General features: G+C 51.6%; 21 protein-coding genes and 9 tRNA genes. 21 read left to right on the top strand and 9 right to left on the bottom strand.

The window, feature by feature from the left end; genetic code table 11:
* Positions 1 to 62 precede the first annotated feature (62 nt).
* Genes KNV97_RS16705 through hemW form a run of 3 tightly spaced genes read left to right on the top strand, consistent with a single transcriptional unit; the run spans position 63 to position 2,283 of the window.
* The gene (locus tag KNV97_RS16705; RefSeq protein ID WP_256612999.1) at positions 63 to 464 is read left to right on the top strand and encodes a DUF4426 domain-containing protein; all 402 of its coding nucleotides are present in this window, start codon (positions 63 to 65) and stop codon (positions 462 to 464) included.
* A 17-nt stretch (positions 465 to 481) separates the two neighbouring features.
* Entirely contained in the window at positions 482 to 1,105 is a 624-nt protein-coding gene (locus KNV97_RS16710; RefSeq protein WP_218562399.1) for an XTP/dITP diphosphatase, read from the top strand.
* Positions 1,105 to 2,283, top strand: coding sequence for a radical SAM family heme chaperone HemW (gene hemW, locus KNV97_RS16715; RefSeq protein ID WP_218563449.1), 1,179 nt, complete (start codon positions 1,105 to 1,107; stop codon positions 2,281 to 2,283). The genes KNV97_RS16710 and hemW overlap by 1 nt, the downstream gene beginning before the upstream one ends.
* Before the next feature lie 124 nt (positions 2,284 to 2,407).
* Here the strand turns inward: hemW and glsB are convergent, their stop codons facing one another.
* Positions 2,408 to 3,328 carry a glutaminase B gene (glsB, locus tag KNV97_RS16720; protein ID WP_136487570.1) on the bottom strand — a complete coding sequence of 307 codons (921 nt, stop codon included), beginning with the start codon at positions 3,326 to 3,328 and terminating at the stop codon, positions 2,408 to 2,410.
* Positions 3,329 to 3,499: 171 nt separating this feature from the next.
* A complete protein-coding gene (trmB, locus tag KNV97_RS16725; RefSeq protein ID WP_136487571.1) occupies positions 3,500 to 4,219 on the bottom strand; it encodes a tRNA (guanosine(46)-N7)-methyltransferase TrmB in 720 nt (239 codons plus the stop codon).
* Positions 4,220 to 4,413: 194 nt separating this feature from the next.
* On the opposite strand from trmB, the gene mutY reads away from it, so the two are divergent.
* The 12 genes from mutY (at position 4,414) to KNV97_RS16785 (ending at position 9,215) form a co-directional block, all read left to right on the top strand.
* Positions 4,414 to 5,469: an A/G-specific adenine glycosylase gene (mutY, locus tag KNV97_RS16730; protein ID WP_136487572.1), complete on the top strand. Its 1,056-nt coding sequence runs from the start codon at positions 4,414 to 4,416 to the stop codon at positions 5,467 to 5,469.
* 21 nt (positions 5,470 to 5,490) lie between these two features.
* Positions 5,491 to 5,763 carry an oxidative damage protection protein gene (locus tag KNV97_RS16735; protein ID WP_136487573.1) on the top strand — a complete coding sequence of 91 codons (273 nt, stop codon included), beginning with the start codon at positions 5,491 to 5,493 and terminating at the stop codon, positions 5,761 to 5,763.
* A 94-nt stretch (positions 5,764 to 5,857) separates the two neighbouring features.
* Positions 5,858 to 6,985: a membrane-bound lytic murein transglycosylase MltC gene (gene mltC / locus KNV97_RS16740; RefSeq protein ID WP_136487574.1), complete on the top strand. Its 1,128-nt coding sequence runs from the start codon at positions 5,858 to 5,860 to the stop codon at positions 6,983 to 6,985.
* A gap of 150 nt (positions 6,986 to 7,135) precedes the next feature.
* Positions 7,136 to 7,211: transfer RNA gene (locus KNV97_RS16745), tRNA-Phe, on the top strand.
* Between the two features lie 53 nt (positions 7,212 to 7,264).
* Positions 7,265 to 7,340, top strand: a tRNA-Thr gene (locus KNV97_RS16750).
* 7 nt (positions 7,341 to 7,347) lie between these two features.
* A tRNA-Phe gene (locus KNV97_RS16755) sits at positions 7,348 to 7,423 on the top strand.
* 132 nt (positions 7,424 to 7,555) lie between these two features.
* Positions 7,556 to 7,631 (top strand) — tRNA-Asn (locus tag KNV97_RS16760).
* A gap of 1,040 nt (positions 7,632 to 8,671) precedes the next feature.
* Positions 8,672 to 8,747, top strand: a tRNA-Phe gene (locus KNV97_RS16765).
* Positions 8,748 to 8,804: 57 nt separating this feature from the next.
* Positions 8,805 to 8,880 (top strand) — tRNA-Thr (locus KNV97_RS16770).
* 33 nt (positions 8,881 to 8,913) lie between these two features.
* A tRNA-Asn gene (locus KNV97_RS16775) sits at positions 8,914 to 8,989 on the top strand.
* A gap of 36 nt (positions 8,990 to 9,025) precedes the next feature.
* A tRNA-Thr gene (locus KNV97_RS16780) sits at positions 9,026 to 9,101 on the top strand.
* 38 nt (positions 9,102 to 9,139) lie between these two features.
* Positions 9,140 to 9,215: transfer RNA gene (locus tag KNV97_RS16785), tRNA-Asn, on the top strand.
* A gap of 395 nt (positions 9,216 to 9,610) precedes the next feature.
* Here the strand turns inward: KNV97_RS16785 and djlA are convergent.
* Positions 9,611 to 10,462, bottom strand: coding sequence for a co-chaperone DjlA (gene djlA, locus KNV97_RS16790; protein ID WP_136487575.1), 852 nt, complete (start codon positions 10,460 to 10,462; stop codon positions 9,611 to 9,613).
* A gap of 215 nt (positions 10,463 to 10,677) precedes the next feature.
* Here djlA and lptD point away from each other — a divergent pair, with 215 nt between their 5' ends.
* From lptD to apaH, 6 genes are all read left to right on the top strand, one after another.
* The gene (gene lptD / locus KNV97_RS16795; protein WP_136487576.1) at positions 10,678 to 13,032 is read left to right on the top strand and encodes an LPS assembly protein LptD; all 2,355 of its coding nucleotides are present in this window, start codon (positions 10,678 to 10,680) and stop codon (positions 13,030 to 13,032) included.
* A gap of 63 nt (positions 13,033 to 13,095) precedes the next feature.
* Complete coding sequence (surA, locus tag KNV97_RS16800; RefSeq protein ID WP_218562400.1) at positions 13,096 to 14,391, top strand: peptidylprolyl isomerase SurA; 1,296 nt, start codon at positions 13,096 to 13,098, stop codon at positions 14,389 to 14,391.
* Positions 14,381 to 15,376, top strand: a complete 996-nt coding sequence (gene pdxA / locus KNV97_RS16805; RefSeq protein WP_218562401.1) for a 4-hydroxythreonine-4-phosphate dehydrogenase PdxA — start codon at positions 14,381 to 14,383, stop codon at positions 15,374 to 15,376. Before surA ends, pdxA begins: the two co-directional genes overlap by 11 nt.
* Before the next feature lie 27 nt (positions 15,377 to 15,403).
* On the top strand, positions 15,404 to 16,219 hold the full coding sequence (gene rsmA, locus KNV97_RS16810) for a 16S rRNA (adenine(1518)-N(6)/adenine(1519)-N(6))-dimethyltransferase RsmA (RefSeq protein ID WP_136487579.1): 816 nt from the start codon (positions 15,404 to 15,406) through the stop codon (positions 16,217 to 16,219).
* A gap of 188 nt (positions 16,220 to 16,407) precedes the next feature.
* Complete coding sequence (apaG, locus tag KNV97_RS16815) at positions 16,408 to 16,788, top strand: Co2+/Mg2+ efflux protein ApaG (RefSeq protein ID WP_136487580.1); 381 nt, start codon at positions 16,408 to 16,410, stop codon at positions 16,786 to 16,788.
* 10 nt (positions 16,789 to 16,798) lie between these two features.
* The gene (gene apaH, locus KNV97_RS16820; RefSeq protein ID WP_218562402.1) at positions 16,799 to 17,608 is read left to right on the top strand and encodes a bis(5'-nucleosyl)-tetraphosphatase (symmetrical) ApaH; all 810 of its coding nucleotides are present in this window, start codon (positions 16,799 to 16,801) and stop codon (positions 17,606 to 17,608) included.
* A gap of 94 nt (positions 17,609 to 17,702) precedes the next feature.
* On the opposite strand, the gene folA is transcribed toward apaH, so the two are convergent.
* The 6 genes from folA to rplU form a co-directional block, all read right to left on the bottom strand.
* A complete protein-coding gene (folA, locus tag KNV97_RS16825; protein ID WP_218563450.1) occupies positions 17,703 to 18,209 on the bottom strand; it encodes a type 3 dihydrofolate reductase in 507 nt (168 codons plus the stop codon).
* A gap of 78 nt (positions 18,210 to 18,287) precedes the next feature.
* Entirely contained in the window at positions 18,288 to 18,758 is a 471-nt protein-coding gene (locus KNV97_RS16830; RefSeq protein WP_218562403.1) for a threonine/serine exporter family protein, read from the bottom strand.
* A 1-nt stretch (position 18,759) separates the two neighbouring features.
* On the bottom strand, positions 18,760 to 19,521 hold the full coding sequence (locus KNV97_RS16835; RefSeq protein ID WP_136487584.1) for a threonine/serine exporter family protein: 762 nt from the start codon (positions 19,519 to 19,521) through the stop codon (positions 18,760 to 18,762).
* 242 nt (positions 19,522 to 19,763) lie between these two features.
* A complete protein-coding gene (gene cgtA / locus KNV97_RS16840) occupies positions 19,764 to 20,939 on the bottom strand; it encodes an Obg family GTPase CgtA (RefSeq protein WP_136487585.1) in 1,176 nt (391 codons plus the stop codon).
* A gap of 291 nt (positions 20,940 to 21,230) precedes the next feature.
* Positions 21,231 to 21,488: a 50S ribosomal protein L27 gene (gene rpmA, locus KNV97_RS16845; protein WP_136487586.1), complete on the bottom strand. Its 258-nt coding sequence runs from the start codon at positions 21,486 to 21,488 to the stop codon at positions 21,231 to 21,233.
* Positions 21,489 to 21,508: 20 nt separating this feature from the next.
* Positions 21,509 to 21,820 (bottom strand): 50S ribosomal protein L21, encoded by a 312-nt coding sequence (gene rplU, locus KNV97_RS16850; RefSeq protein WP_136487587.1) that lies wholly within the window; start codon positions 21,818 to 21,820, stop codon positions 21,509 to 21,511.
* Between the last annotated feature and the right edge of the window lie 32 nt (positions 21,821 to 21,852).

Consider the following 21,852-nt stretch of genomic DNA (forward strand, 5'->3'; position numbering starts at 1 on the left):
TGCATCTGAAACATTCTCTGCGCCAGCTCAGCGCACGTCACTGGGCTCTGGGCCTGCTGCTGATGGCCATCGTGCTACCGGCCAGCGCACAACAACAGATCACGATAAAGGATATTGAGGTACACTACTCGGCGTTTAACTCGACCTTCCTCACGCCGCAAGTCGCCACGCAGTACCAGTTGACCCGTAATGGCTACTCGGCCATCCTCAACGTCAGCGTACTCGATACGGCCGCGCTGGGTAAACCGGCCACCGAGGCTAAGCTCTCCGGCCAGGCCAAGAACCTGATCGGCAACATACGTGAGCTGGAGTTTCGCGAGGTGAAAGAAGGCGATGCGATTTATTATCTGGCTGAATTTCCGATCAGTAACGAAGAAAACCTGACCTTTGACATTGACGTCAACGCCGGGATGAAAGGCGCCGGCAAGCTCAAATTCAGCCAAAAATTTTATGTAGAACCGTAAACAAAATTGAGATAAGCATGAACAAGATTGTATTGGCCACTGGCAACCAGGGCAAAGTACGCGAAATGGCCGACCTGCTGGCCGAATTTGGTTTTGACGTGGTCGCACAAAGCGAATTTAACGTCTCTGACGTGGCAGAAACCGGCACCACCTTTATCGAAAACGCGATTATCAAAGCGCGTCACGCCGCCAAAGAGACCGGTATGGCGGCGATTGCTGATGACTCAGGCCTGGAAGTGGATTACCTGGCCGGTGCGCCGGGTGTCTATTCTGCCCGTTACGCAGGTGTTGGCGCGACCGATGCCGACAATCTCAATAAGCTGCTTGAGGCGATGCAGGGCGTACCGCAGGAGCAGCGCACGGCGCGTTTCCACTGCGTGCTGGTAATGATGCGTCACGCTGACGACCCAACACCGCTGGTGTGCCACGGTAAGTGGGAAGGGCGTATTCTGGAGCAGGCTCAGGGCAGTAACGGTTTTGGCTATGATCCTGTGTTCTTTGTACCGCAAGAGAACTGCGCTTCGGCAGAGCTTGAACCGGCGCGTAAGAAGCAGCTGTCACACCGTGGGCAGGCATTGCACAAGCTGTTTCAGGCGATTGAAGAACAAAAGCAGTTTGCCATTGAAGAGCAGAAGCTGTGATGTTAACTCCTCCGGCGCTGAGCCTGTATGTGCACATTCCGTGGTGCGTGCAGAAATGCCCGTACTGCGACTTTAACTCGCACGCCCTGAAAAATGATATTCCGGAAGATGAGTATATTGATGCCCTGCTGGAAGATCTCGATACCGATATTGAGCGTTATCAGCTCAATCAGGCCCCGCGCCCGCTGCATTCGATTTTTATCGGCGGCGGTACGCCAAGCCTGATTTCAGCCGAAGGCATCGGCCGACTGCTGCGCGGGATTGAAGCACGGATCCCGTTTCAGCCGGAGATCGAAATCACCATGGAAGCCAACCCGGGCACGATTGAAGCCGAGCGTTTTGCCGGCTACCGCAGCGCGGGCGTGACCCGGATTTCGATTGGGGTGCAGAGCTTTGAGCCGGAGAAACTGACCCGCCTCGGCCGCATTCATGGTCAGGCTGAAGCGGTCAATGCCGCCAAACTGGCGCACCAGATTGGCCTCAACAGCTTTAACCTTGATCTGATGCACGGCCTGCCGGATCAGAGCCTGGAGCAGGCGCTGGCTGATCTTGACCGCGCGATCGAGCTCGATCCACCGCACCTGTCCTGGTATCAGCTCACCATCGAGCCCAATACGCTGTTTTACTTTAAGCCGCCAACCCTGCCGGATGATGATGCGCTGTGGGATATTTTTGATCTCGGCCATCACAAGCTGACCGAGGCCGGTTATGTACAGTATGAGATCTCCGGTTACAGCAAACCGGGTTATCAGTGCCAGCACAACCTCAACTACTGGCGTTTTGGTGATTATCTGGGTATCGGCTGCGGCTCGCACGGCAAGCTCAGTTTCAGTGATGGCCGCATCGTACGGACCACTAAGGTGAAGCATCCGCGCGGTTATCTGGCGGCCTATCAGAATCTGACCAAGCCGTATCTGGATAACGAGCAGCTGGTGGCCGATATCGATCGTCCGTTCGAGTTCTTTATGAACCGTTTCCGTTTGATCGAGCCGTGTCCGAAAGCTGACTTCACCGCCACCACCGGCCTGCCGCTCAGTGTGATTGAACCTACCCTCAACTGGGCGTTGCAGCAGGGCTATCTGAGTGAGGATGCCACCCACTGGCAGATCACCGAGAAAGGTAAACTGTTCTTAAACGATCTGCTGGAAGCCTTTATGGCGGAAGAAGAAGACGAGTAGCTTCCGTAGCTTGCTCACCTCATCGAGGTTATCTCAGCTGCTGTTCGTGAATGAGAAATAGCAAAAAGTCAGCCGATTGGCTGACTTTTGTCTCTGCAGAGCGAATGATCACACTCCGGTGCACTCAGAAGATAGAGCGGCCGATTCGCTGCGCCAGCAGCTCAAGTGCCCGAGTACCGGCCAGTGAGTTACCGCACGGATCCAGCTCCGGTGACCAGACCGCGATGGTCATTTCGCCCGGCACGATAGCGATAATACCGCCGCCGACCCCGGATTTACCCGGCATGCCGACCCGGTAGGCAAACTCCCCGGCACCATCATACAGGCCACAGGTCGCCAGCAGCGCGTTGATCTGCTTACTTTGCGTGGCAGTGATCACCGGCTCGCCGGTATGCACCGACACGCCTTTATTGGCCAGATAACTGAACATTTTCGCCAGCTCGACACAGCTCATTTTCAGCGCGCAGGCATGAAAATAGTTATTCAGTACCGGCAGCACTTCGTTGTCAAAGTTACCAAACGCACGCATCAGATAAGCGATGGCCGCGTTGCGGTCGCTGTGCATCATCTCCGACGCGGCGACCACTTTGTCATATACTAACTGCGCTTCGCCGCTCAGTTGGCGCGCGAACTCCAGCAGGCGCTGGCGCGGCGCCGACAAGCGGCTTTGCAGCAAATCGGCAATCACAATCGCCCCGGCGTTAATAAACGGGTTGCGCGGAATGCCCTTCTCCATTTCGAGCTGGATCAGCGAGTTAAACGCTTGTCCGGACGGCTCCTTGCCGACCCGGCGCCATAGCTCATCCGGCTGATACAGATTCATGGCCAGGGTCAGGCTGAGCGCTTTCGAGATCGACTGAATCGAGAAGCCCTCGTGCGCGTCACCGGCGGTGATCACGTCACCCTGATTGGTGTACACGGCGATACCCAGCTTGTCATTCGGCACCTGTGCCAGGGCTGGTATGTAGTCTGCGACTTTTCCTTGTCCGATCAGTGGGCGAACTTCATCCAGGATGTCCGCCAGTATGTCTGAGGTCGGTTTCATGTCTTCAACTGTCTTGGTTGTTATTGTTGTTGATAGGATATGAGGTGCAGCCAGCTCAGGCTGCGCAGTCAAAAAAGCCAACATTGCAGTCATGTTGGCTTCGTTTCACGTTATGCCCGGTCAGTATCAGTTGCCCGGTCTGGCTTGTCCAGCGTTAGCTGGCGGCCCAGATTAACTGATGCGCTGAAATTTGATGTCCCACACACCGTGGCCGAGACGGTGGCCGCGCTGCTCAAATTTAGTCAGCGGACGATCCGCCGGACGCTCGACAAAATCGCCTTGCTGCGCGATGTTCTGGTAACCCGGCGCCTGATTCATCACTTCAATCATGTGCTCGGCGTAGTTTTCCCAGTCGGTCGCCATGTGGAAGATACCTTCACCCGGGATCAGCTTCTGACGCACCATCTCCGCGAACTCCAGCTGCACGATACGGCGTTTGTGGTGACGCTTCTTGTGCCACGGGTCCGGGAAGAACAGCTGCAGTGTCGTCAGGCTGCTGTCAGGAATCATATTGGCGAACACTTCCACCGCGTCGTGACACATCACGCGCAGGTTAGTCACCCCCGCCTCACGCGCCGAAGAGAGACACGCCCCCACACCCGGGCTGTGCACTTCGATACCGATGAAGTTTTTCTCCGGTGCATTCTTAGCCATCTCAACCAGAGAGGCGCCCATGCCAAAGCCAATTTCCAGTACCACAGGGTTGCTGTTACCAAATACCTCGCTCCAGTCCAACAGAGCATCCTGATAATCAATACCCATGGTTGGCCAACACTCTTTCATCGCGGCTTCCTGACCTTTGGTCAGACGGCCTTCACGACGAACGAAACTGCGAATTTTACGCACAATTTTGCCGTCTTCAGTGAACTCATTTTTGGTTACTTCAGTCATGGATATTGCCTGCTTAATTTTTACTCTCACTCAAAGGGCTTGTGATTATCCAAAGAATTGCTTTGGGTGCAAGTGTTATTGCTAACCAAAGAACCGCAAAGAGAGCGAAATAACCGCAAATATTGTCTGTTTTACTTCTGGTAAAATATGTGCTGCAATTTTGCCCCATTATTATTCTTAATACAGAGCAAGTCGTGACTCCTTTCGCTAAGGCTATTCTTACCTGGTATGACGCTTACGGGCGTAAAAACCTGCCGTGGCAACACAACAAAACCGCATACAGCGTCTGGCTGTCGGAAATTATGCTGCAACAGACTCAGGTTGCTACCGTGATCCCTTACTACCAGCGCTTTATGCAGCGCTTCCCGACCGTGACTGCGCTGGCCGCAGCCGAGCAGGATGAGGTGCTGCATCACTGGACCGGCCTTGGCTATTACGCCCGCGCGCGTAATCTGCACAAAGCCGCCAAGATTGTCGCCACCGAGTACGGCGGTGAGTTTCCGACCGACATCGAGCAGCTCAATGCCCTGCCCGGCATCGGCCGTTCGACTGCTGCCGCGATTTTGTCTTCGGTGTACAAACAGCCGCACGCTATCTTAGATGGTAACGTCAAGCGTACCCTGGCACGCAGTTTTGCGGTCGAAGGCTGGCCGGGGCAAAAGAAAGTTGAGAATCAGTTGTGGCAACATGCCGAGCAGCACACTCCGGCCACCGATGTCGACAAATACAATCAGGCGATGATGGATATGGGCGCGATGATCTGTACCCGTTCCAAACCCAAATGCAGCCTGTGTCCGGTGATGGAGTTCTGCAGCGCATACCAGCAAGGCAACCCGCTCGACTATCCGGGCAAAAAGCCGAAGAAAGACAAACCGGTCAAAGAAACCTGGTTTGTCATGCTGCATCACGGTGAAGACGTGTGGCTGGAGCAACGGCCGCAAAGCGGGATCTGGGGCGGCCTGTTCTGCTTTCCGGAAACGGCCGATGCCGCGATTGAACACGCTCTGGATCAGCGCAGTATTGCTGATAAGCTGGTAGTAGCGAAAAAGACTTTAATCGCTTTTCGCCACACATTCAGCCATTATCACCTCGATATTACTCCGGTTTTGCTGGAATTATCCGCCAAACCCGACATCATCATGGAAGCGGACAAAGGTCTTTGGTATAACTTAAACCAACCTGAAGAAATCGGCTTAGCTGCCCCTGTAAAGCAGCTGCTGCAAAGTCTTCCATTTGAAATTCATGCATAAAAAATTAAAGAGGAAGTCGTTATGAGCCGCACTGTATTTTGTGCTCGACTACAAAAAGAAGCGGATGGTCTGGATTTTCAGCTGTATCCGGGTGAACTGGGCAAACGTATTTTCGATAACATTTCGAAAGAAGCCTGGGCGCAATGGCAATCTAAGCAAACCATGTTGATCAACGAGAAGAAGCTCAACATGATGGATCCTGAGCACCGTAAACTGCTCGAGCAGGAAATGGTGAACTTCCTGTTTGAAGGTCAGGAAGTTCATATCGAAGGTTACACGCCACCAAGCGAGTAATTCGAGACCATTTCTATGAAAAACAATGACATCATAGCCTTCCGCTCTGGTGTCATTTTTGTTTTTAACCGTCTCAATCACGTTCGGGGAGCAAATGAGAAAGCTAGTTTATTGCCTGACGGCCATGCTGTTGGCAGGCTGCAGCCGGGAATTTGTCGAGAGCTTGTACGATGTCGATTACGAGCCTACTAACCGCTTTGCCACCAATCTGGCGCAGCTGCCGGGCCAGTTTGTCAAAGACACCGCGGCCCTCGATGCGCTGATCAACAGTTTCTCCGGCAATATCGAAAAACGCTGGGGCAGCCGCGAAATCAAGATTGCCGGTAAGCGTAACTATGTCAAATACATCGATGACTACCTGAGCCGGGCCGAAGTTAACTTCAACGACGGTCAGATCCTGGTCGAAACCATCTCGCCGACCGATCCTAAAGGTCACCTCAAGAAAGCCATAGTCACCACCCTGCTCACTCCGGATGATCCGGCCCATGTCGACTTATTCTCATCACAAAATATTGAATTAAAAGGGCAGCCTTTTCTGTATCGTCAGGTGGTCGATCAGGAACACAAGCCAATTCAGTGGAGCTGGCGCGCCAACCGCTACGCGGATTACCTGATTGCTCATCACCTTAAAGTTAAACAGGTCGACTTTAAACAAGCCTATTATGTCGAGATCCCTATGGTCGAAGATCAGGTCGAGATCCGCAGTTACCAGTACGCCAGTATTGTCCAGCGTGCGGCGCGCAAATATGACATTCCGGAAGATTTGATTTACGCCATCATCAAAACCGAGAGCAGTTTCAACCCTTATGCGGTGAGCTGGGCCAACGCCTACGGACTGATGCAGGTAGTGCCAAAAACCGCCGGGCGCGATGTGTTTAAGCTGGTCAAGAACCGCTCCGGCCAGCCGTCCCCCGAATATCTGTTTAATCCGGAGAACAATATTGATACCGGAACGGCCTACTTTCACATTCTCAAAACCCGCTATCTGCGCGATGTGCGCAACCCGGTCTCACTCGAGTACAGCATGATTTCAGCCTATAACGGTGGCACCGGCGGGGTACTCAACACCTTCGACCGCAACCGGCAGCGGGCGATGAATGACCTCAATTCACTCAAACCGAATCAGGTTTACTGGGCTTTGACCAAAAAACACCCGAACGCAGAGTCGCGCCGCTATCTGGAGAAAGTGACCCAATTTAAGAAACAATTTAACGCTGGCTGAGAAAAAGTTAACGCTGGCAAAGAAAAAGTGATGCATTTGCAGCAAAAACCACCACCTTGCTTAAAATAGCGGCGCTTAAGCGATTTTTTAATTTTTTTTAGAAAAACAGGTTGACGACCGGAGGGAAAATCCGTTTAATAGCGCTCCGTTGCCCGGATAGCTCAGTCGGTAGAGCAGAGGATTGAAAATCCTCGTGTCGGTGGTTCGATTCCGCCTCCGGGCACCACAATTTAAATGTTGTTGGTGCAGGTCACCAGCAGCAGTAAAAGAATACAGTGCGCCGACTTAGCTCAGTAGGTAGAGCAACTGACTTGTAATCAGTAGGTCACCAGTTCGATTCCGGTAGTCGGCACCATTCTTTTGCCTCGATAGCTCAGTCGGTAGAGCAGAGGATTGAAAATCCTCGTGTCGGTGGTTCGATTCCGCCTCGAGGCACCATATTATTTCCGGTGCTCACTAACCTTATAAGGTTAAGTTGAAAATCATCGGTCAGTGCCCTGGGCGGGCCCGTTATTCCGCCTCGAGGCACCATTATTTGGTGCTTTACTCTGCAAAGAGTACACAAATAATTCCCCCTTAGTTCAGTCGGTAGAACGGCGGACTGTTAATCCGTATGTCGCAAGTTCAAGTCTTGCAGGGGGAGCCACTTTACAAAACCCAGTCTTCGGACTGGGTTTTTGCTTTTCTGCAGTATGGAAAATTAAACACCTTTGTGAACGGTAGATATGTCGCAACCGAAGGTCGGCCCGTACAAGTCCTGACAGCGGGAACCTCTTTACAAAATCCAGTCTTCGGACTGGGTTTTTGCTTTTGTGCAGTATGAAAAATTTAACGGCTTTGTGAACGGTAGATATGTCGCAACCAGTAGGCTGGCCCGTACAAGTCCTGACAGCGGGAACCTCTTTACAAAATCCAGTCTTCGGACTGGGTTTTTGCTTTTGTGCAGTATGAAAAATTTAACGGCTTTGTGAACGGTAGATATGTCGCAACCAGTAGGCTGGCCCGTACAAGTCCTGACAGCGTGAACCTCTTTACAAAACCCAGTCTTCGGACTGGGTTTTTGCTTTTCTGCAGTATGGAAAATTAAACACCTTTGTGAACGGTAGATATGTCGCAACCGAAGGTCGGCCCGTACAAGTCCTGACAGCGGGAACCTCTTTACAAAACCCAGTCTTCGGACTGGTTTTTTGCTTTTCTGCAGTATGGAAAATTAAACACCTTTGTGAACGGTAGATATGTCGCAACCGAAGGTCGGCCCGTACAAGTCCTGACAGCGGGAACCTCTTTTAGAAAATCCAGTCTTCGGACTGGGTTTTTGCTTTTGTGCGCAATCAACAGTGCCGTATGAGACATTAAACGCTCCTGCCCGGTAACGGATAGCGCCCCGTATACTCACCAACAGCCGTAGTATTCAGTGCAAAAGAGAGCCTCACAGCGTGAAGCTGCCGTTTAGTTTGATCCGCTTTGCCGAAAAAACACCCATTCCGAACTAACTATCTGGCAGCTAACAAGCCAGCGCCCTCGCCTGTCGCCCTGGCGCAACAGCTTTTAGGGCGCGGGATCTGGGCAAATAGTAGCTTCTGATGGATAAAAACAGGCCATTAAGTATAGAAAAACAACAAACGATATTTTTTTTGCATTTTACTGTTGACGGGAAATCGGAAAACTCGTTTAATACACCCCGTTGCCTCGATAGCTCAGTCGGTAGAGCAGAGGATTGAAAATCCTCGTGTCGGTGGTTCGATTCCGCCTCGAGGCACCATATTTTAGAATGTTGGTGTACATCACGAGCATGCAACAAAACATAAAGATTCGGTGTGCCGACTTAGCTCAGTAGGTAGAGCAACTGACTTGTAATCAGTAGGTCACCAGTTCGATTCCGGTAGTCGGCACCATTCTTTACAAGACCTTGAGTCTTAAAAATCTGTTCCCCCTTAGTTCAGTCGGTAGAACGGCGGACTGTTAATCCGTATGTCGCAAGTTCAAGTCTTGCAGGGGGAGCCACTTTTCCTCAATGAGCTTTAATAGCTGATTGAAAAGGCCGACTTAGCTCAGTAGGTAGAGCAACTGACTTGTAATCAGTAGGTCACCAGTTCGATTCCGGTAGTCGGCACCATTGTTTTGACAATAGCAAAACAGTGAACAACAAATAATTCCCCCTTAGTTCAGTCGGTAGAACGGCGGACTGTTAATCCGTATGTCGCAAGTTCAAGTCTTGCAGGGGGAGCCACTTTAGAAAACCCAGTCTTCGGACTGGGTTTTTGCTTTTCTGGTCCAAAAAAACTGTGCGAAAATTCCATTTCTTTGTGAACGATGAATATGTCGCAACCAGTAGGCTGGCCCGTACAAGTCCTGACAGCGTGAACCACTTTTAGAAAACCCAGTCTTCGGACTGGGTTTTTGCTTTTCTGGTATATGGAAAATTCTTCATTTGTGAACGGTAGATATGTCGCAACCGAAGGTCGGCCCGTACAAGTCCTGACAGCGTGAACCACTTTTAGAAAACCCAGTCTTCGGACTGGGTTTTTGCTTTTCTGGCCCCCACCCTGACAGACTGACCAGCCGGCAAACTGCAGAGGTAAAAAAGGCAAGCCGCAGCTTGCCTTGTGCTTGAGCACGCTCAGATTACTTGATGCCTTTTTCCTTTTTGATCAAGTCATAGGCATGCTGGATTTCCTGCGATTTCTCTTTGGCGACGTTCATCATCTCCGGCGGCAGGCCTTTGGCCATCAGTTTATCCGGATGATGCTCGTTCATCAGTTTACGGTAAGCGCGCTTGATTTCTTTCGCGTCGGAATTTTCATCCACCCCGAGTACCGAATACGCATCGGCCAGACGGTCGCGGCTTGACGTTTGCTGCCACTGGCCGCCTGAATAGTGTTGCTGCCCCTGTCCACCAGCGCCACCTTGCTGGAAACGAAACGCCGCTTCCTGCATACGCAGGCGACGCTCTAGCTGGTCAGCCGAAAAACCTAATATCTGAGCAACACGGTGCAGCACATCGCGCTCACTCGGATGCAGATCGCCGTCGGCAAAAGCGGCTGAGATTTGCAACTCGAGGAAAAACTGCAGCAGGTCAAAACGGCCGCCGGACGAAATGCGTACTTTTTCCAGTACCCGGTCAAGCGGGAAATCGGCATCTTTACCGTCACGAAACGCGTCCTGCGCTGCACGGCGCTGGTCGCCATGTAGGTTCATGCGATCCATCATGACACTGGCCAGTTGAATCTCTTGTTTGGTGACCTGGCCTTTCGCTTTGGCCACATGGCCCATCACAGCAAAGGCCGCTTTAAAGAATTCTTCCTGCCGTTCCGCCTGGCTCGGACCGGAACCAAACCCGCCGGAACTGAAGCCGGCACGGCTCATACGACGGGCTTTATCAAACTGATGCCCAATAAACAGGCCAAAGATTGCGCCTAGCGGACCGCCAAACAGGAGGCCGAAGAAAGCGCCAAGAATTTTGCCAAAAATATGCATTATGTGCTCTCAATCTATGAATTTTTTAGGTGTGCCGTGGTCTGATAGTGCCGGGAGCGTGAAATTCCTTTATGATAAGGAACGGTTTTTATTATACCCAAGTCATCTCATCGGCTGTGTCACAGCCAGGTTCAGGATGAATTTACATACAGGTGCTTGGGTGTATCATCTCCCAATATCGGACTTAAACAATTTCAACAGGATAGTACAATTCGATGTCACGTTTTTCCCGCACGTTTTTAGCCGCTTCGATTAGCGCCGCGCTCTTTGCGCCTCAGACTCAAGCAGACGCTACGGTGGATGACAGTGTGCAGGAACTGCCCACTATCGATCAATGCCTGGTGGATAAACCAGCAGCAGAGAATTCCGCCCAACAGCCTATCAATGTCGAAGCGGATAAGCTAGAAGCAATTAATGGCGATCGCGCCACCTACTCCGGCCATGTTGTTGTCATTCAGGGTAATAAGCAGATTCAGGCTGACAATGTGACCCTGCACCAGAAAGAGAACCTGGTGGTGGCTGAAGGTAATGTGAATTTCAGTGACGGCCAGGTCAGAGCGCGCTCAGATAAAGCCACCAATGATCTGACCAATGATCAGATGACACTGGAGAACACGGAATACAAATTCCTGTGTGAGCCAGGCCGTGGTAATGCAGCCTATATCTCCAAGACAGGTAAAGCGGTATACGAGATTGAAGATGGCTCAATTACCTCCTGTCCGGAAGATGATAATGCCTGGCGCCTGAGAGCCTCGGGGATTCATGTCGACCAGGATGAGGAACAGGCCACCTTCTATAACCCGCGTCTGGAAGTGCTCGACGTGCCGGTGTTTTACTTCCCGTACCTGACCGTGCCGATTGGTGATACCCGTAAAACTGGTTTCCTGTATCCGACCGTTTCTTACGGTTCGCGCGATGGTTTCGAACTGGAAGTACCATTCTACTGGAACCTGGCACCGCAGTACGATCTGGAAACCACCCTGCACTATATGGACAAGCGTGGTACTCAGCTCAACAGTATCTTCCGCTACCTGACTGATTTTGGTCAGGGCAGCCTCAAATCTGAGTTTTTGCCGGATGATGATCTGAACCCGGATCTGGGTAAGCGCTGGGCATTCCAGTATCAGCACAGCGGCATTTATGACCAGTCATGGAAATTCGATTTCGATTACTCCAAAGTCAGCGATATTAACTACTTCTCTGATCTGAGCTCGTCGATCGGTAACCGTGAAGACGGTCAGCTGATTCAGGAAGGTGAAGTTGCCTACCGCAGCCAGAACTGGGACAGCGCAATCCGGGTACGCCAATTCCAGCTGCTGCTGGATGATAACAACAGCACCCAGCAGCCTTATCGTCTGATGCCGCAACTGGCGTTTAACTACTATTCACCTCAGGCTCTGCGTTACATGGATCTGGACTTTAAATCGCATATTTCGCGTTTTGAGACCGATGCCAACGGCCGTCCTTCTGCGACCCGGGTACATATCGAACCAGGCATGCAAATCCCGATTGCCACCACCTGGGGCACCTGGACCACAGAAGCGCGCGTACTGGGCACTTACTATCAGCAAGATCTGGACGACGTCGATATGACCGACTCCGATAACCGCGATCTGGAAGAGAGCGTGACCCGCGTCATTCCTGAATTCCGCACTCACGCCGGTATCGTGCTGGAACGAAATACCAAGATCTTTGACAGCTACACCCAGACCCTGGAACCACAGATCCAGTACCTGTATGTACCTAAAAAAGACCAGAGCAATATCGCCCTGTATGACACTACCCTGCTGCAAACCGACTACTACGGTCTGTTCCGCAGCCGCAAATACAGCAACATCGACCGTGTCGCCGCGGCGAACCAGCTAAGCTACGGCGCTTCCACCCGTTTCTTCGACGATGCGTATAAAGAGCGCCTCAATATCTCGTTCGGTCAGATTTTCTATATCGACAAAGATTTGAAAGTCCGCTCCACAGCATCGGATGAAGAGACGGAGTCGAACTACTCGGCCTGGGCAGTGGAAATGGATTTCAACTACGATGACTTCCTGTTTTACCACGGCGGCGTGCAGTATGACGTCGATACCAGCTCCATGCAGCTCGCCAACAGTACGCTGGAATACCGGTTTGATGGTGGTTTCATCCAGACCAACTACCGTTATGTGCCAAAAGAGTACATTCAGGAAACCGTGGACTTTGATGTCTCCAACATTACTGAAGACGGTATTTCTCAGGCCGGTCTGCTGGCCAGCTACCAGCTGTCACGCAAATGGAGCTTCAGCGGCCAGTACTTCTATGATCTGACCACAGATCAGGCGCTGGAGTGGCTGGCGGGCTTCCGCTATACCTCTGACTGCTGGTACATGGGTTTCAACTACAGCAACCAGCTTAAGGGCTGGAACCAGACCCTTAGCGACGGTTATGACAACTTTGGCGATCCTGATTATGAGAACAACTTCAGCTTCAATATCGGCATTATCGGCTTTGGTACCAGTGTTGGTTCCGACTCTGATCTGCTGAGCAGCAGTGATAACTCTCTGGGCTACGGTCGTCCGTTCTTCCTGAATAACTGAGTCTCTGAGTCACGAACAGACAGGCCTGCCCAAGGCAGGCCTTTGCAATAGATAGGACATGTAATGAAATTGTGGAAACACACCCTACTGACGCTTATCGGGCTACTTACTATCGGTACTGCGCAGGCACAGCCGGTTGAAATGGACCGCGTCGCTGTCGTCGTCAATGACGGCGTTATTTTACAAAGCGATGTGGATGCCGCCATGCTGACCGTTCAGGCCAATGCCAAACAAAACGGTCGTTCACTGCCGGCGCAGGATGTGCTGCGTGAGCAGGTGGTGGAAAAACTGATCATTGATACCCTGCAACAGCAGGAAGCAGATCGGATCGGGGTACGCATCGATGATGAACGCCTTAATCAGGCCATCAACGATATCGCACGGGATAACAAACAGACTCCTGAGCAGCTGCGCGCGGCTGTGGCAGAACAAGGCCTGACCTACGCCGAATTCCGCGAACAGATCCGTAAAGAGATGTCCGCCAGTGAAGCGCGTAATGCACTGGTGCGCCGCCGCATCAACATTCTGCCGGCTGAAGTCGATACCCTGGCCGAGATCCTGGCCCAGGAAACCAATGCCACTGTGCAGTACAAAATCAGCCACATCCAGCTACGCTTCAATGACGGGCAGGATAAAGCTGATGTCGAAGCTCAGGCCAAGAAACTGGTCCAGGAGCTGAACGATGGCGCTGACTTCAGTAAAATGGCCAGCACCTACTCAAAGGGCCCGAAAGCGCTCGAAGGCGGTGACTGGGGCTGGATGCGCAAAGAAGAGATGCCAACCATCTTCGCTGACCAGATTAAAATGCAGAACAAAGGCACTATTATTGGTCCGTTCCGCAGCGGTGTCGGTTTCCACATCCTCAAAATTGATGATGTCAAAGGTCTGGAGACCGTGGCCGTGACTGAAGTCAATGCCCGCCATATCCTGATTAAGCCGACTATTATCCTCAGTGATGAAGGCGCTCAGAAGCAGCTCAATGACTTCATTCGCCGCATTAACAACGGTGAAGCGACCTTTGCTGAACTGGCACGTCAGTACAGCCAGGATCCGGGTTCAGCGGCTCAAAATGGTGAACTGGGTTATCAGACCCCTGACCTGTATGTACCGGAATTTAAACACCAGGTAGAAACCCTGCCAGTGGGGCAAATCAGTAAGCCATTTAAAACCGTGCACGGCTGGCATATTGTCGAAGTGATGGATCGCCGCGAAGTTGACCGTACCGACTCTGCACTGAAAAACAAAGCGTACCGAATTCTGTTCAACCGTAAGTTCAATGAAGAAGCCAGCGCCTGGCTGCAGGAGCTGCGTGCCGGTGCTTTCGTTGAAGTACTCAAGGACAACGAAGATGACAATTAAACGCATCGTCGTCACCGCCGGAGAACCGGCGGGCATTGGCCCGGATCTGGTGTTGGCACTGTCGCAGGAAGACTGGTCGCATCAACTGGTGGTGTGTGCCGACAAATCGGTGCTGGCTGAACGCGCCAAACTGCTCGGCCTTGATGTCACCTTATTAGACTACGATGCTGCAGCACCGGCCTCTGCGCAGCGTGCCGGCACCCTGGTAGTGGATCACATCACGATCAGCAAACCTGTGGTTGCCGGTCAGCTCAATGAAGCCAACGGCCGCTACGTATTAAATACGCTAGAAAGAGCCGCTGCAGGCTGTATGAATGATGAATTTGATGCTATTGTCACCGGCCCCGTGCATAAAGGGGTGATCAACCGGGCTGGCGTTGCATTCAGCGGCCACACCGAGTTCTTTGCTGAGCAGTCCAATACCCCTCTGGTGGTGATGATGCTGGCAACAGAAGGGCTGCGGGTTGCACTGGTCACGACCCATATTCCATTGGCTTATGTGTCTAAAGCGGTAACCAGTGAGCGCCTGGAAAAGATCATTCATATTCTCCACAAGGATTTGGTCGAGAAATTTGCGATTGAGCAGCCGAACATTTATGTTTGCGGCCTCAATCCGCATGCCGGGGAAGATGGTGTACTGGGTCATGAAGAGATCGACACCATCACACCAACCCTGGAAAAATTGCGTCAGCAGGATGGTATCAATCTGATCGGTCCGTTACCGGCCGATACCATCTTCAGCGAAAAATATTTGCAGCATGCAGATGCTGTTCTGGGCATGTACCACGATCAGGTGCTGCCGGTACTGAAATACAAAGGCTTTGGCCGCTCGGTAAACATTACCCTCGGCCTGCCGTTTATTCGGACTTCGGTTGACCACGGTACGGCGCTTGACCTGGCAGGTACAGGCAGCGCAGACGTCGGCAGCTTCAGAACAGCCCTTGCGCAAGCGATTGAATTAGTAGACAAGAAGAAGGCTTCTTGACGACAGTAGAAGAATATTGAGAACACTATGAGAAACGATGTCCATTTAGGACACAAAGCGCGTAAACGTTTTGGTCAGAACTTTCTGAACGATCCATACATCATTGATGGCATCGTATCAGCCATTAACCCTCGTCCGGGACAAAACCTGGTTGAGATCGGTCCTGGTCTGGGTGCCATCACCGAGCCGGTCGGCCGTGAAGTGGATAAGTTCACCGTGATTGAGCTTGACCGTGACCTGGCTGAGCGCCTGCGCAACCATCCGGATCTGGCTGACAAGCTGACCATCCATGAAGGCGATGCAATGCGCTTTGATTTTACCCAGCTGGTGAAGCCGGGTAACAAGCTGCGCATTTTCGGTAACCTGCCGTACAACATCTCTACCCCGTTGATGTTCCACCTGTTTGAATATCATAAAGATGTGCAGGACATGCACTTTATGCTGCAAAAAGAGGTGGTTAACCGTCTGGCAGCAGGTCCGGGCAGCAAGGCTTACGGCCGGCTGACCGTGATGGCGCAATACTACTGCAAAGTGGTTCCAGTACTGGAAGTGCCGCCGACTGCATTTGTGCCGCCACCGAAAGTCGACTCAGCCGTAGTCCGCCTGGTGCCTTACGAGGTTCTGCCACACCCGACGACCAGCCTGAAGTGGCTGGACCGCGTGGTACGTGAAGGCTTTAACCAGCGCCGTAAAACGGTACGTAACTGCTACAAAGGTCTGCTGGAACTGGAAGTACTGGAAGAGCTGGGTGTCAACCCGACCATGCGTCCGGAAAACCTGACCCTGCAGCAATTCGTTGCCATGGCCAACTGGCTTGACGCCAACCACGGCCAGCAGGCATAAACAGAAAGGATGACCCTAACGGTCATCCTTTTTTGCATTCTTGCCCGCTTGAGTAATTTGTTCCCTTTCGTTGTTTCGTGTCCGGTATGCCTTTATGAGCGCATCTTGTCAGGTTATGTTTGCGTAACGGTGGTCATCTTCCATATCCTGCGGTAATGTCGACACAGCGATTCGGAAAAGGAGTTTTTATGGATACTGCCACGCCCTGTATTAAGGTACAGGTTCATACCAAATACATACCTGAGCAATCCACCCCGGAACAACAGCGCTATGTTTTCGCCTATTTGATCACGATAAAGAATCTCAGTAACCAAACCGTGCAGTTGATCAGTCGCCGCTGGTTGATTACCGATGCCAACGGCAAACAGATGACAGTCGAAGGCGATGGCGTGGTTGGCGAACAGCCGTTTATCCCCGGTCATGATGAATATACCTACAGCAGCGGTACAGCCCTGGAGACTCCGGTCGGCGTGATGCAGGGCCACTACATCATGCACGATGAAGAGGGTAAACAGTTTATCGCGGAAATTGAGCCATTCCGGCTTGCCGTCCCTCATGTACTGAATTAAAGGATACGGCGTGGCCAATTATATTGTCGGTGATATCCAGGGCTGCCTGGATGAATTACAGCTGCTGCTGCAACAAGCCCAGTTCTCTGCCGAGCAGGATACCTTATGGGTCGCCGGTGACCTGGTGGCGCGCGGGCCAAAATCGCTCGAAACATTGCGTTTTATCCGCGATCTCGGCACGGCCGCTAAAGTCGTACTGGGGAATCACGATTTGCACCTGTTGGCGGTCGCCAACGGTATCCACCCGGTCAAAAAGAAAGACAAGACCGAGCCGATTTTCGCCGCACCGGACGGGCCTGAGCTGCTGCAATGGCTACGTCGTCAGCCGCTGCTGCAGGAACATGATGAGTTTGTCGTTGCCCACGCCGGCATTTCACCGATGTGGGATCTAGCGACTGCCAGAGCGGCAGCGGAGGAAATCAGCGCCCTGCTCAGCGGTGAGCGCTGGTTGTGGCTGATTGAAAACATGTACAGCAATATGCCGGATCAGTGGAGCGCGGATTTAAAAGGTATCGATCGCTACCGCTATATCATCAACAGTTACACCCGGATGCGCTTCTGCCATCCCGACGGCAAACTGGATATGAAATGCAAGTTACCGCCGGATCAGGTCAGCCGTAAAAAGCTGCTGCCATGGTTTGAGCTCAAACAGCGGGTCGCGCTGGATAAAACCGTATTATTCGGCCACTGGGCCGCGCTGGAAGGCTATCGCAGCAAGCAAATCATCGGCCTGGATACCGGCTGTGTCTGGGGCGGAACTCTGACTATGCTGCGCTGGGAAGATAAACGTTATTTTGCAGTTGAGGCGTTGCAGTACTGACCTGCAGCAACCTTGCGGTAGCAAATAAAAACTCGTCATAACGACGAGTTTTTTAGTGCTTACGGCCTGTTTCCGGTGCCGCAGGATTTGGACTCTAGATTTTCTCAAGCACAACAAAATCCATATCGTACTGGTTTTTTTCATCGGCACGGTAGTGCTCACGATGAGTTTCTGTCCAGCTACTGTCCCATTCAGGGAAGTAGGTATCGCCAGAAATTTCCGCATCGATAAAAGTCAGATAAAGTTTACTCGCTTTTGGCAAAGCTTCATTGTAGATGCTACCTCCACCGATAATCATAGCTTCGTCTGCATCTCCAGCTTCTGCCAAAGCGATTTCTAGAGATGGCACTATAGTAACACCCTCGGCGGAATACTCCGGATTGCGTGTAATCACTATATTTCTACGGCCAGGCAAAGGTTTACCAATCGATTCATAAGTCTTACGACCCATAATTACTGGTTTTCCAAGCGTATGTTGCTTGAACCAAATGAAATCCGCAGGCAAGTGCCAAGGCATTTCATTATCATTCCCGATAACGTGTGGATTATCTCGTTCGATATTCCCGTTGCGTGCCAAAGCAGCAATCATACTAATAACCACAATAAAATACCTTTGCTCAAGAATGAGGGTGGGATTATACCTAATTAGAAGAATAGGACAATCTTCACTCATTAGCTCCTATACAATCGGCTTGCGGCGATAGAATAACAGCCCCGGCACAGCAAGACCAACCGCAAGGCCGGCAATGATGAACATCGCTTTAAGAAAGTTCTCAAGCAGGGTTTCCAGCAGCTCCGGATTAAAGCCGAGATGGTTGATCTCCACCATAGCGATCATCGCCCGGTACGCAAATACGCCCGGCACCATAGGGATCAGGGCCGCAACAGTAAACACTTTCGGGTGCGCAAGAAATTTGTGCGACCAGTGCACGCCAATCATACCCACGATAGTAGCGGCGAAAAATGTCGCCCATTCAATCGGAATGCCAAAATGCATCATGATAAAGCGTGAGCCATGCCCTATCGCTCCGCCCAGCGCGCAATATTTGAGTGCCCGCACCGGTACGTTAAACACCAGCGCAAAGCCGACCGCTGGAATGGCGGCAAAAAACATATCGTCAATCAGTCCGAGTAACAGTTGCCAGTTCATCTTACCACCCCCAGATTCCGGTAATACTCATCGCGGCTATAATGCCAAGACAGGTCGACAGCGTCAGCAGACTGGCCATCACAAAACGGGCAATACCGATATCGATGTACCCCTTAAGCATATCTGCCACCGAATTGATCAGCGGGAAACCCGGCACCAGCATCAGCACAGAAGATGCCATCACCAGAGTCGGGTTATTGCCGAGCTGAAAGTTCACCGCCTGGGCGGAAATCACTGAAGTGACAAAAGCGGTCGCGGCAAAGTTAAGCAGCGGATTGAAATGACGATGGCCGATCTCCTGACGTACTGTCATACCGACCGCAGAGGCAATAAAGGTGATGGCAAACACGGTCCAGTCACCACCGGCCAGGCGGCTGAATGCCGCACACGACAAACCGATCATCACGACCACCACCCAGCGGTTGTAGCGCTCTGGGCTGATCTGATTCAGCTTTTTTTGTGCCATGTTATGATCCAGCAAGCCACGCTCGATCATAATGCAGATGCGCTGGATCTCCGTCACTGCCCGCATGTTAATTCCGCGATCCGCGCAGCGGCGGGTCGTGGTAATACAGTGGCCCTGTTGTACTGTGGTAACCACCAGTGAACTGGCTGATAACGAGACTTCCACCTCGCTCATGCCACACGCCAGCCCGATGCGGCGCATAATATCCCCAACCAGGGTACTTTCCGCTCCATGAGCCAGCAGCATTTGTCCGGCCTGAGCAATCAAACGAGAAATACTTCTCTGTTGCGAGGTCATGATCCCTTTCCTAAACGTCAACTTACTTAAAATAAAACCCGCCAAACCAATGGCGGCAACAGGCTGCCAACCACACCGTAACCCAAGCGCTACTCGCAATGGTGCCCGGCGCGCAGGTTACAGTGTGCATGAAAAAAGCGCTTGGAAATATGATTTAGATACAAAAAAGCCGCAATTTCCATTGCGGCTCTGAATTGAGAGTTTTTTGCCTGATACGCGCAAAATCTCAGAATTTAGTCCGATTATTCACGCACATAGATGACGTGACCATCGTCTTCTTCGTCATCCCAGTCATCCCAGTCGTCGTCATCATCTTCGGTGATCACGTTACGACCAGCCATGGCGTCTTTGTGGTAATCATCCCACATAAACTCGACTTTCTGCTCTTCGCTCAGCTCTTCTTCGGCGCGCGGCAGAGTTTCCATGAAGTCAGCCAGCTCGCGACAAAGTTCCGCCGTACCTTGTTTGTTGACCGCTGAAACCTTGAAGTAAGGGCCTTCCCACGCGAGCGCTTCTAAGATCTCCTGGATCTTTTCATCCGCTTCTTCTTCCAGCATCAGATCCGCTTTATTGAACACCAACCAAACAGGCTTCTTGGCCAGCTTTTCGCTGTACTGCTCCAGCTCATCCATAATGGTCAGCGCGTTTTGGGCTGGTTCACTTCCATCGATAGGTAAAATATCGATCATGTGCAATAGCACGCGACAACGCTCAAGGTGTTTGAGGAAGCGAATCCCCAGACCGGCACCTTCAGCAGCACCTTCGATCAGCCCTGGAATGTCAGCAACCACAAAGCTTTTCTCAGGTACTACACTCACGACACCCAGACTTGGGATCAAGGTGGTAAACGGATAATCCGCTACCTTTGGCTTCGCTGCTGACACAGAACGAATAAAGGTTGATTTACCTGCGTTCGGCAGGCCCAGCATACCGACATCAGCCAGCAGCAGCAGCTCAAGACGCAGTTCACGAACCTCACCTTTGGTACCCATAGTCTTTTGACGTGGCGCGCGGTTTACCGACGATTTAAAACGGGTGTTACCCAGACCGTGCCAGCCACCTTTGGCAATCATGACTTTCTTGCCATGCTCAGCCACTTCCCCGACAATCTCATTGGTATGAATATCTACCGCACGAGTTCCAACCGGCACTTTCAGCGTAATGTCTTTACCGCGTTTACCGGTACAGTTACCGCCGCTACCATTTTGACCACGTTCTGCCGCGTAGAAACGCTGAAAACGATAGTCAACCAGTGTGTTTAAGTTCTCATCAGCCTGGATGTAGACATCGCCGCCATCGCCGCCGTCGCCGCCGTCAGGGCCACCTTTCGTTACGAATTTTTCACGCCAAAAGCTCACGACACCGTTACCGCCATCGCCTGCTTCGACTTTAATTACCGCTTCATCAACGAATTTCATTACTTACTCCGCATTACTTGCGTTGCAATATCACCGCGTTGCCATCCAAACCTGCTGCGACAACTGATTGTCGCCACTTAAGCCTGCGCTATGCCAATGATATAAATTTTAGCAGAAGTTTGCGTGACCCAGGATCGCGCCCCCTCTGCTTGGGAACAGATAACAAGCCGCTCTGCAATGACGCTACCTGAGGTAACACTCGGCAGGGCCTCTTGTTATTGGCTCTTCTCTCCAGATAAATAAAAAACCCCACCTAACGGCAGGGCTTTTAAATTCATCGAGAAACTAAACTTATTCAGCGTCGATGCTAACGAATTTACGGTTTTTAGGACCTTTCACTTCGAATTTCACTTTACCGTCAGATAGAGCGAACAGAGTGTGGTCTTTACCGATACCTACGTTAGTACCAGCGTGGAACTTAGTGCCACGTTGACGAACGATGATGTTACCTGCAAGTACAGATTCACCGCCGAAACGTTTTACACCAAGGCGTTTACTTTCAGAATCGCGGCCGTTACGAGTAGAACCACCAGCTTTTTTGTGTGCCATTGTTAAACTCTCCTAATAACTTAAGCGTTGATACCAGTGATTTTCACTTCTGTGAACCACTGACGGTGACCTTGTTGCTTACGAGAGTGCTTACGACGACGGAACTTAACGATTTTAACTTTATCGCCACGACCGTGCTGTACAACTTCAGCAGTCACTTTACCGCCCTCTACCAGAGGAGCGCCAACTTGGATTTCTTCACCGTTAGCAACCAGCAGAACTTTATCAAATTCTACAGTTGCGCCAGTTTCAACGTCTAATTTCTCTAAACGAAGAGTTTGACCTTCGCTTACACGGTGTTGTTTACCACCAGATTGGAAAACAGCGTACATATTTTACTCCGCTCTTTCCGCACAGCCAATGC

The organism is Vibrio ostreae (assembly GCF_019226825.1).
GTDB lineage: Bacteria > Pseudomonadota > Gammaproteobacteria > Enterobacterales > Vibrionaceae > Vibrio > Vibrio ostreae.

Excerpts from the sequence above, each read along its gene's own strand:
- KNV97_RS16835 (WP_136487584.1), bottom strand. The coding sequence starts at position 19,521 with ATGACCTCGCAACAGAGAAGTATTTCTCGTTTGATTGCTCAGGCCGGA.
- glsB (WP_136487570.1), bottom strand. The coding sequence starts at position 3,328 with ATGAAACCGACCTCAGACATACTGGCGGACATCCTGGATGAAGTTCGC.
- rpmA (WP_136487586.1), bottom strand. The coding sequence starts at position 21,488 with ATGGCACACAAAAAAGCTGGTGGTTCTACTCGTAACGGCCGCGATTCT.
- KNV97_RS16735 (WP_136487573.1), top strand. The coding sequence starts at position 5,491 with ATGAGCCGCACTGTATTTTGTGCTCGACTACAAAAAGAAGCGGATGGT.
- djlA (WP_136487575.1), bottom strand. The coding sequence starts at position 10,462 with ATGCATATTTTTGGCAAAATTCTTGGCGCTTTCTTCGGCCTCCTGTTT.
- apaG (WP_136487580.1), top strand. The coding sequence starts at position 16,408 with ATGGATACTGCCACGCCCTGTATTAAGGTACAGGTTCATACCAAATAC.
- KNV97_RS16705 (WP_256612999.1), top strand. The coding sequence starts at position 63 with ATGGCCATCGTGCTACCGGCCAGCGCACAACAACAGATCACGATAAAG.
- KNV97_RS16710 (WP_218562399.1), top strand. The coding sequence starts at position 482 with ATGAACAAGATTGTATTGGCCACTGGCAACCAGGGCAAAGTACGCGAA.
- cgtA (WP_136487585.1), bottom strand. The coding sequence starts at position 20,939 with ATGAAATTCGTTGATGAAGCGGTAATTAAAGTCGAAGCAGGCGATGGC.
- KNV97_RS16830 (WP_218562403.1), bottom strand. The coding sequence starts at position 18,758 with ATGAACTGGCAACTGTTACTCGGACTGATTGACGATATGTTTTTTGCC.
- trmB (WP_136487571.1), bottom strand. The coding sequence starts at position 4,219 with ATGACTGAAGTAACCAAAAATGAGTTCACTGAAGACGGCAAAATTGTG.
- rplU (WP_136487587.1), bottom strand. The coding sequence starts at position 21,820 with ATGTACGCTGTTTTCCAATCTGGTGGTAAACAACACCGTGTAAGCGAA.
- mltC (WP_136487574.1), top strand. The coding sequence starts at position 5,858 with ATGAGAAAGCTAGTTTATTGCCTGACGGCCATGCTGTTGGCAGGCTGC.
- surA (WP_218562400.1), top strand. The coding sequence starts at position 13,096 with ATGAAATTGTGGAAACACACCCTACTGACGCTTATCGGGCTACTTACT.
- hemW (WP_218563449.1), top strand. The coding sequence starts at position 1,105 with ATGTTAACTCCTCCGGCGCTGAGCCTGTATGTGCACATTCCGTGGTGC.
- pdxA (WP_218562401.1), top strand. The coding sequence starts at position 14,381 with ATGACAATTAAACGCATCGTCGTCACCGCCGGAGAACCGGCGGGCATT.
- lptD (WP_136487576.1), top strand. The coding sequence starts at position 10,678 with ATGTCACGTTTTTCCCGCACGTTTTTAGCCGCTTCGATTAGCGCCGCG.
- rsmA (WP_136487579.1), top strand. The coding sequence starts at position 15,404 with ATGAGAAACGATGTCCATTTAGGACACAAAGCGCGTAAACGTTTTGGT.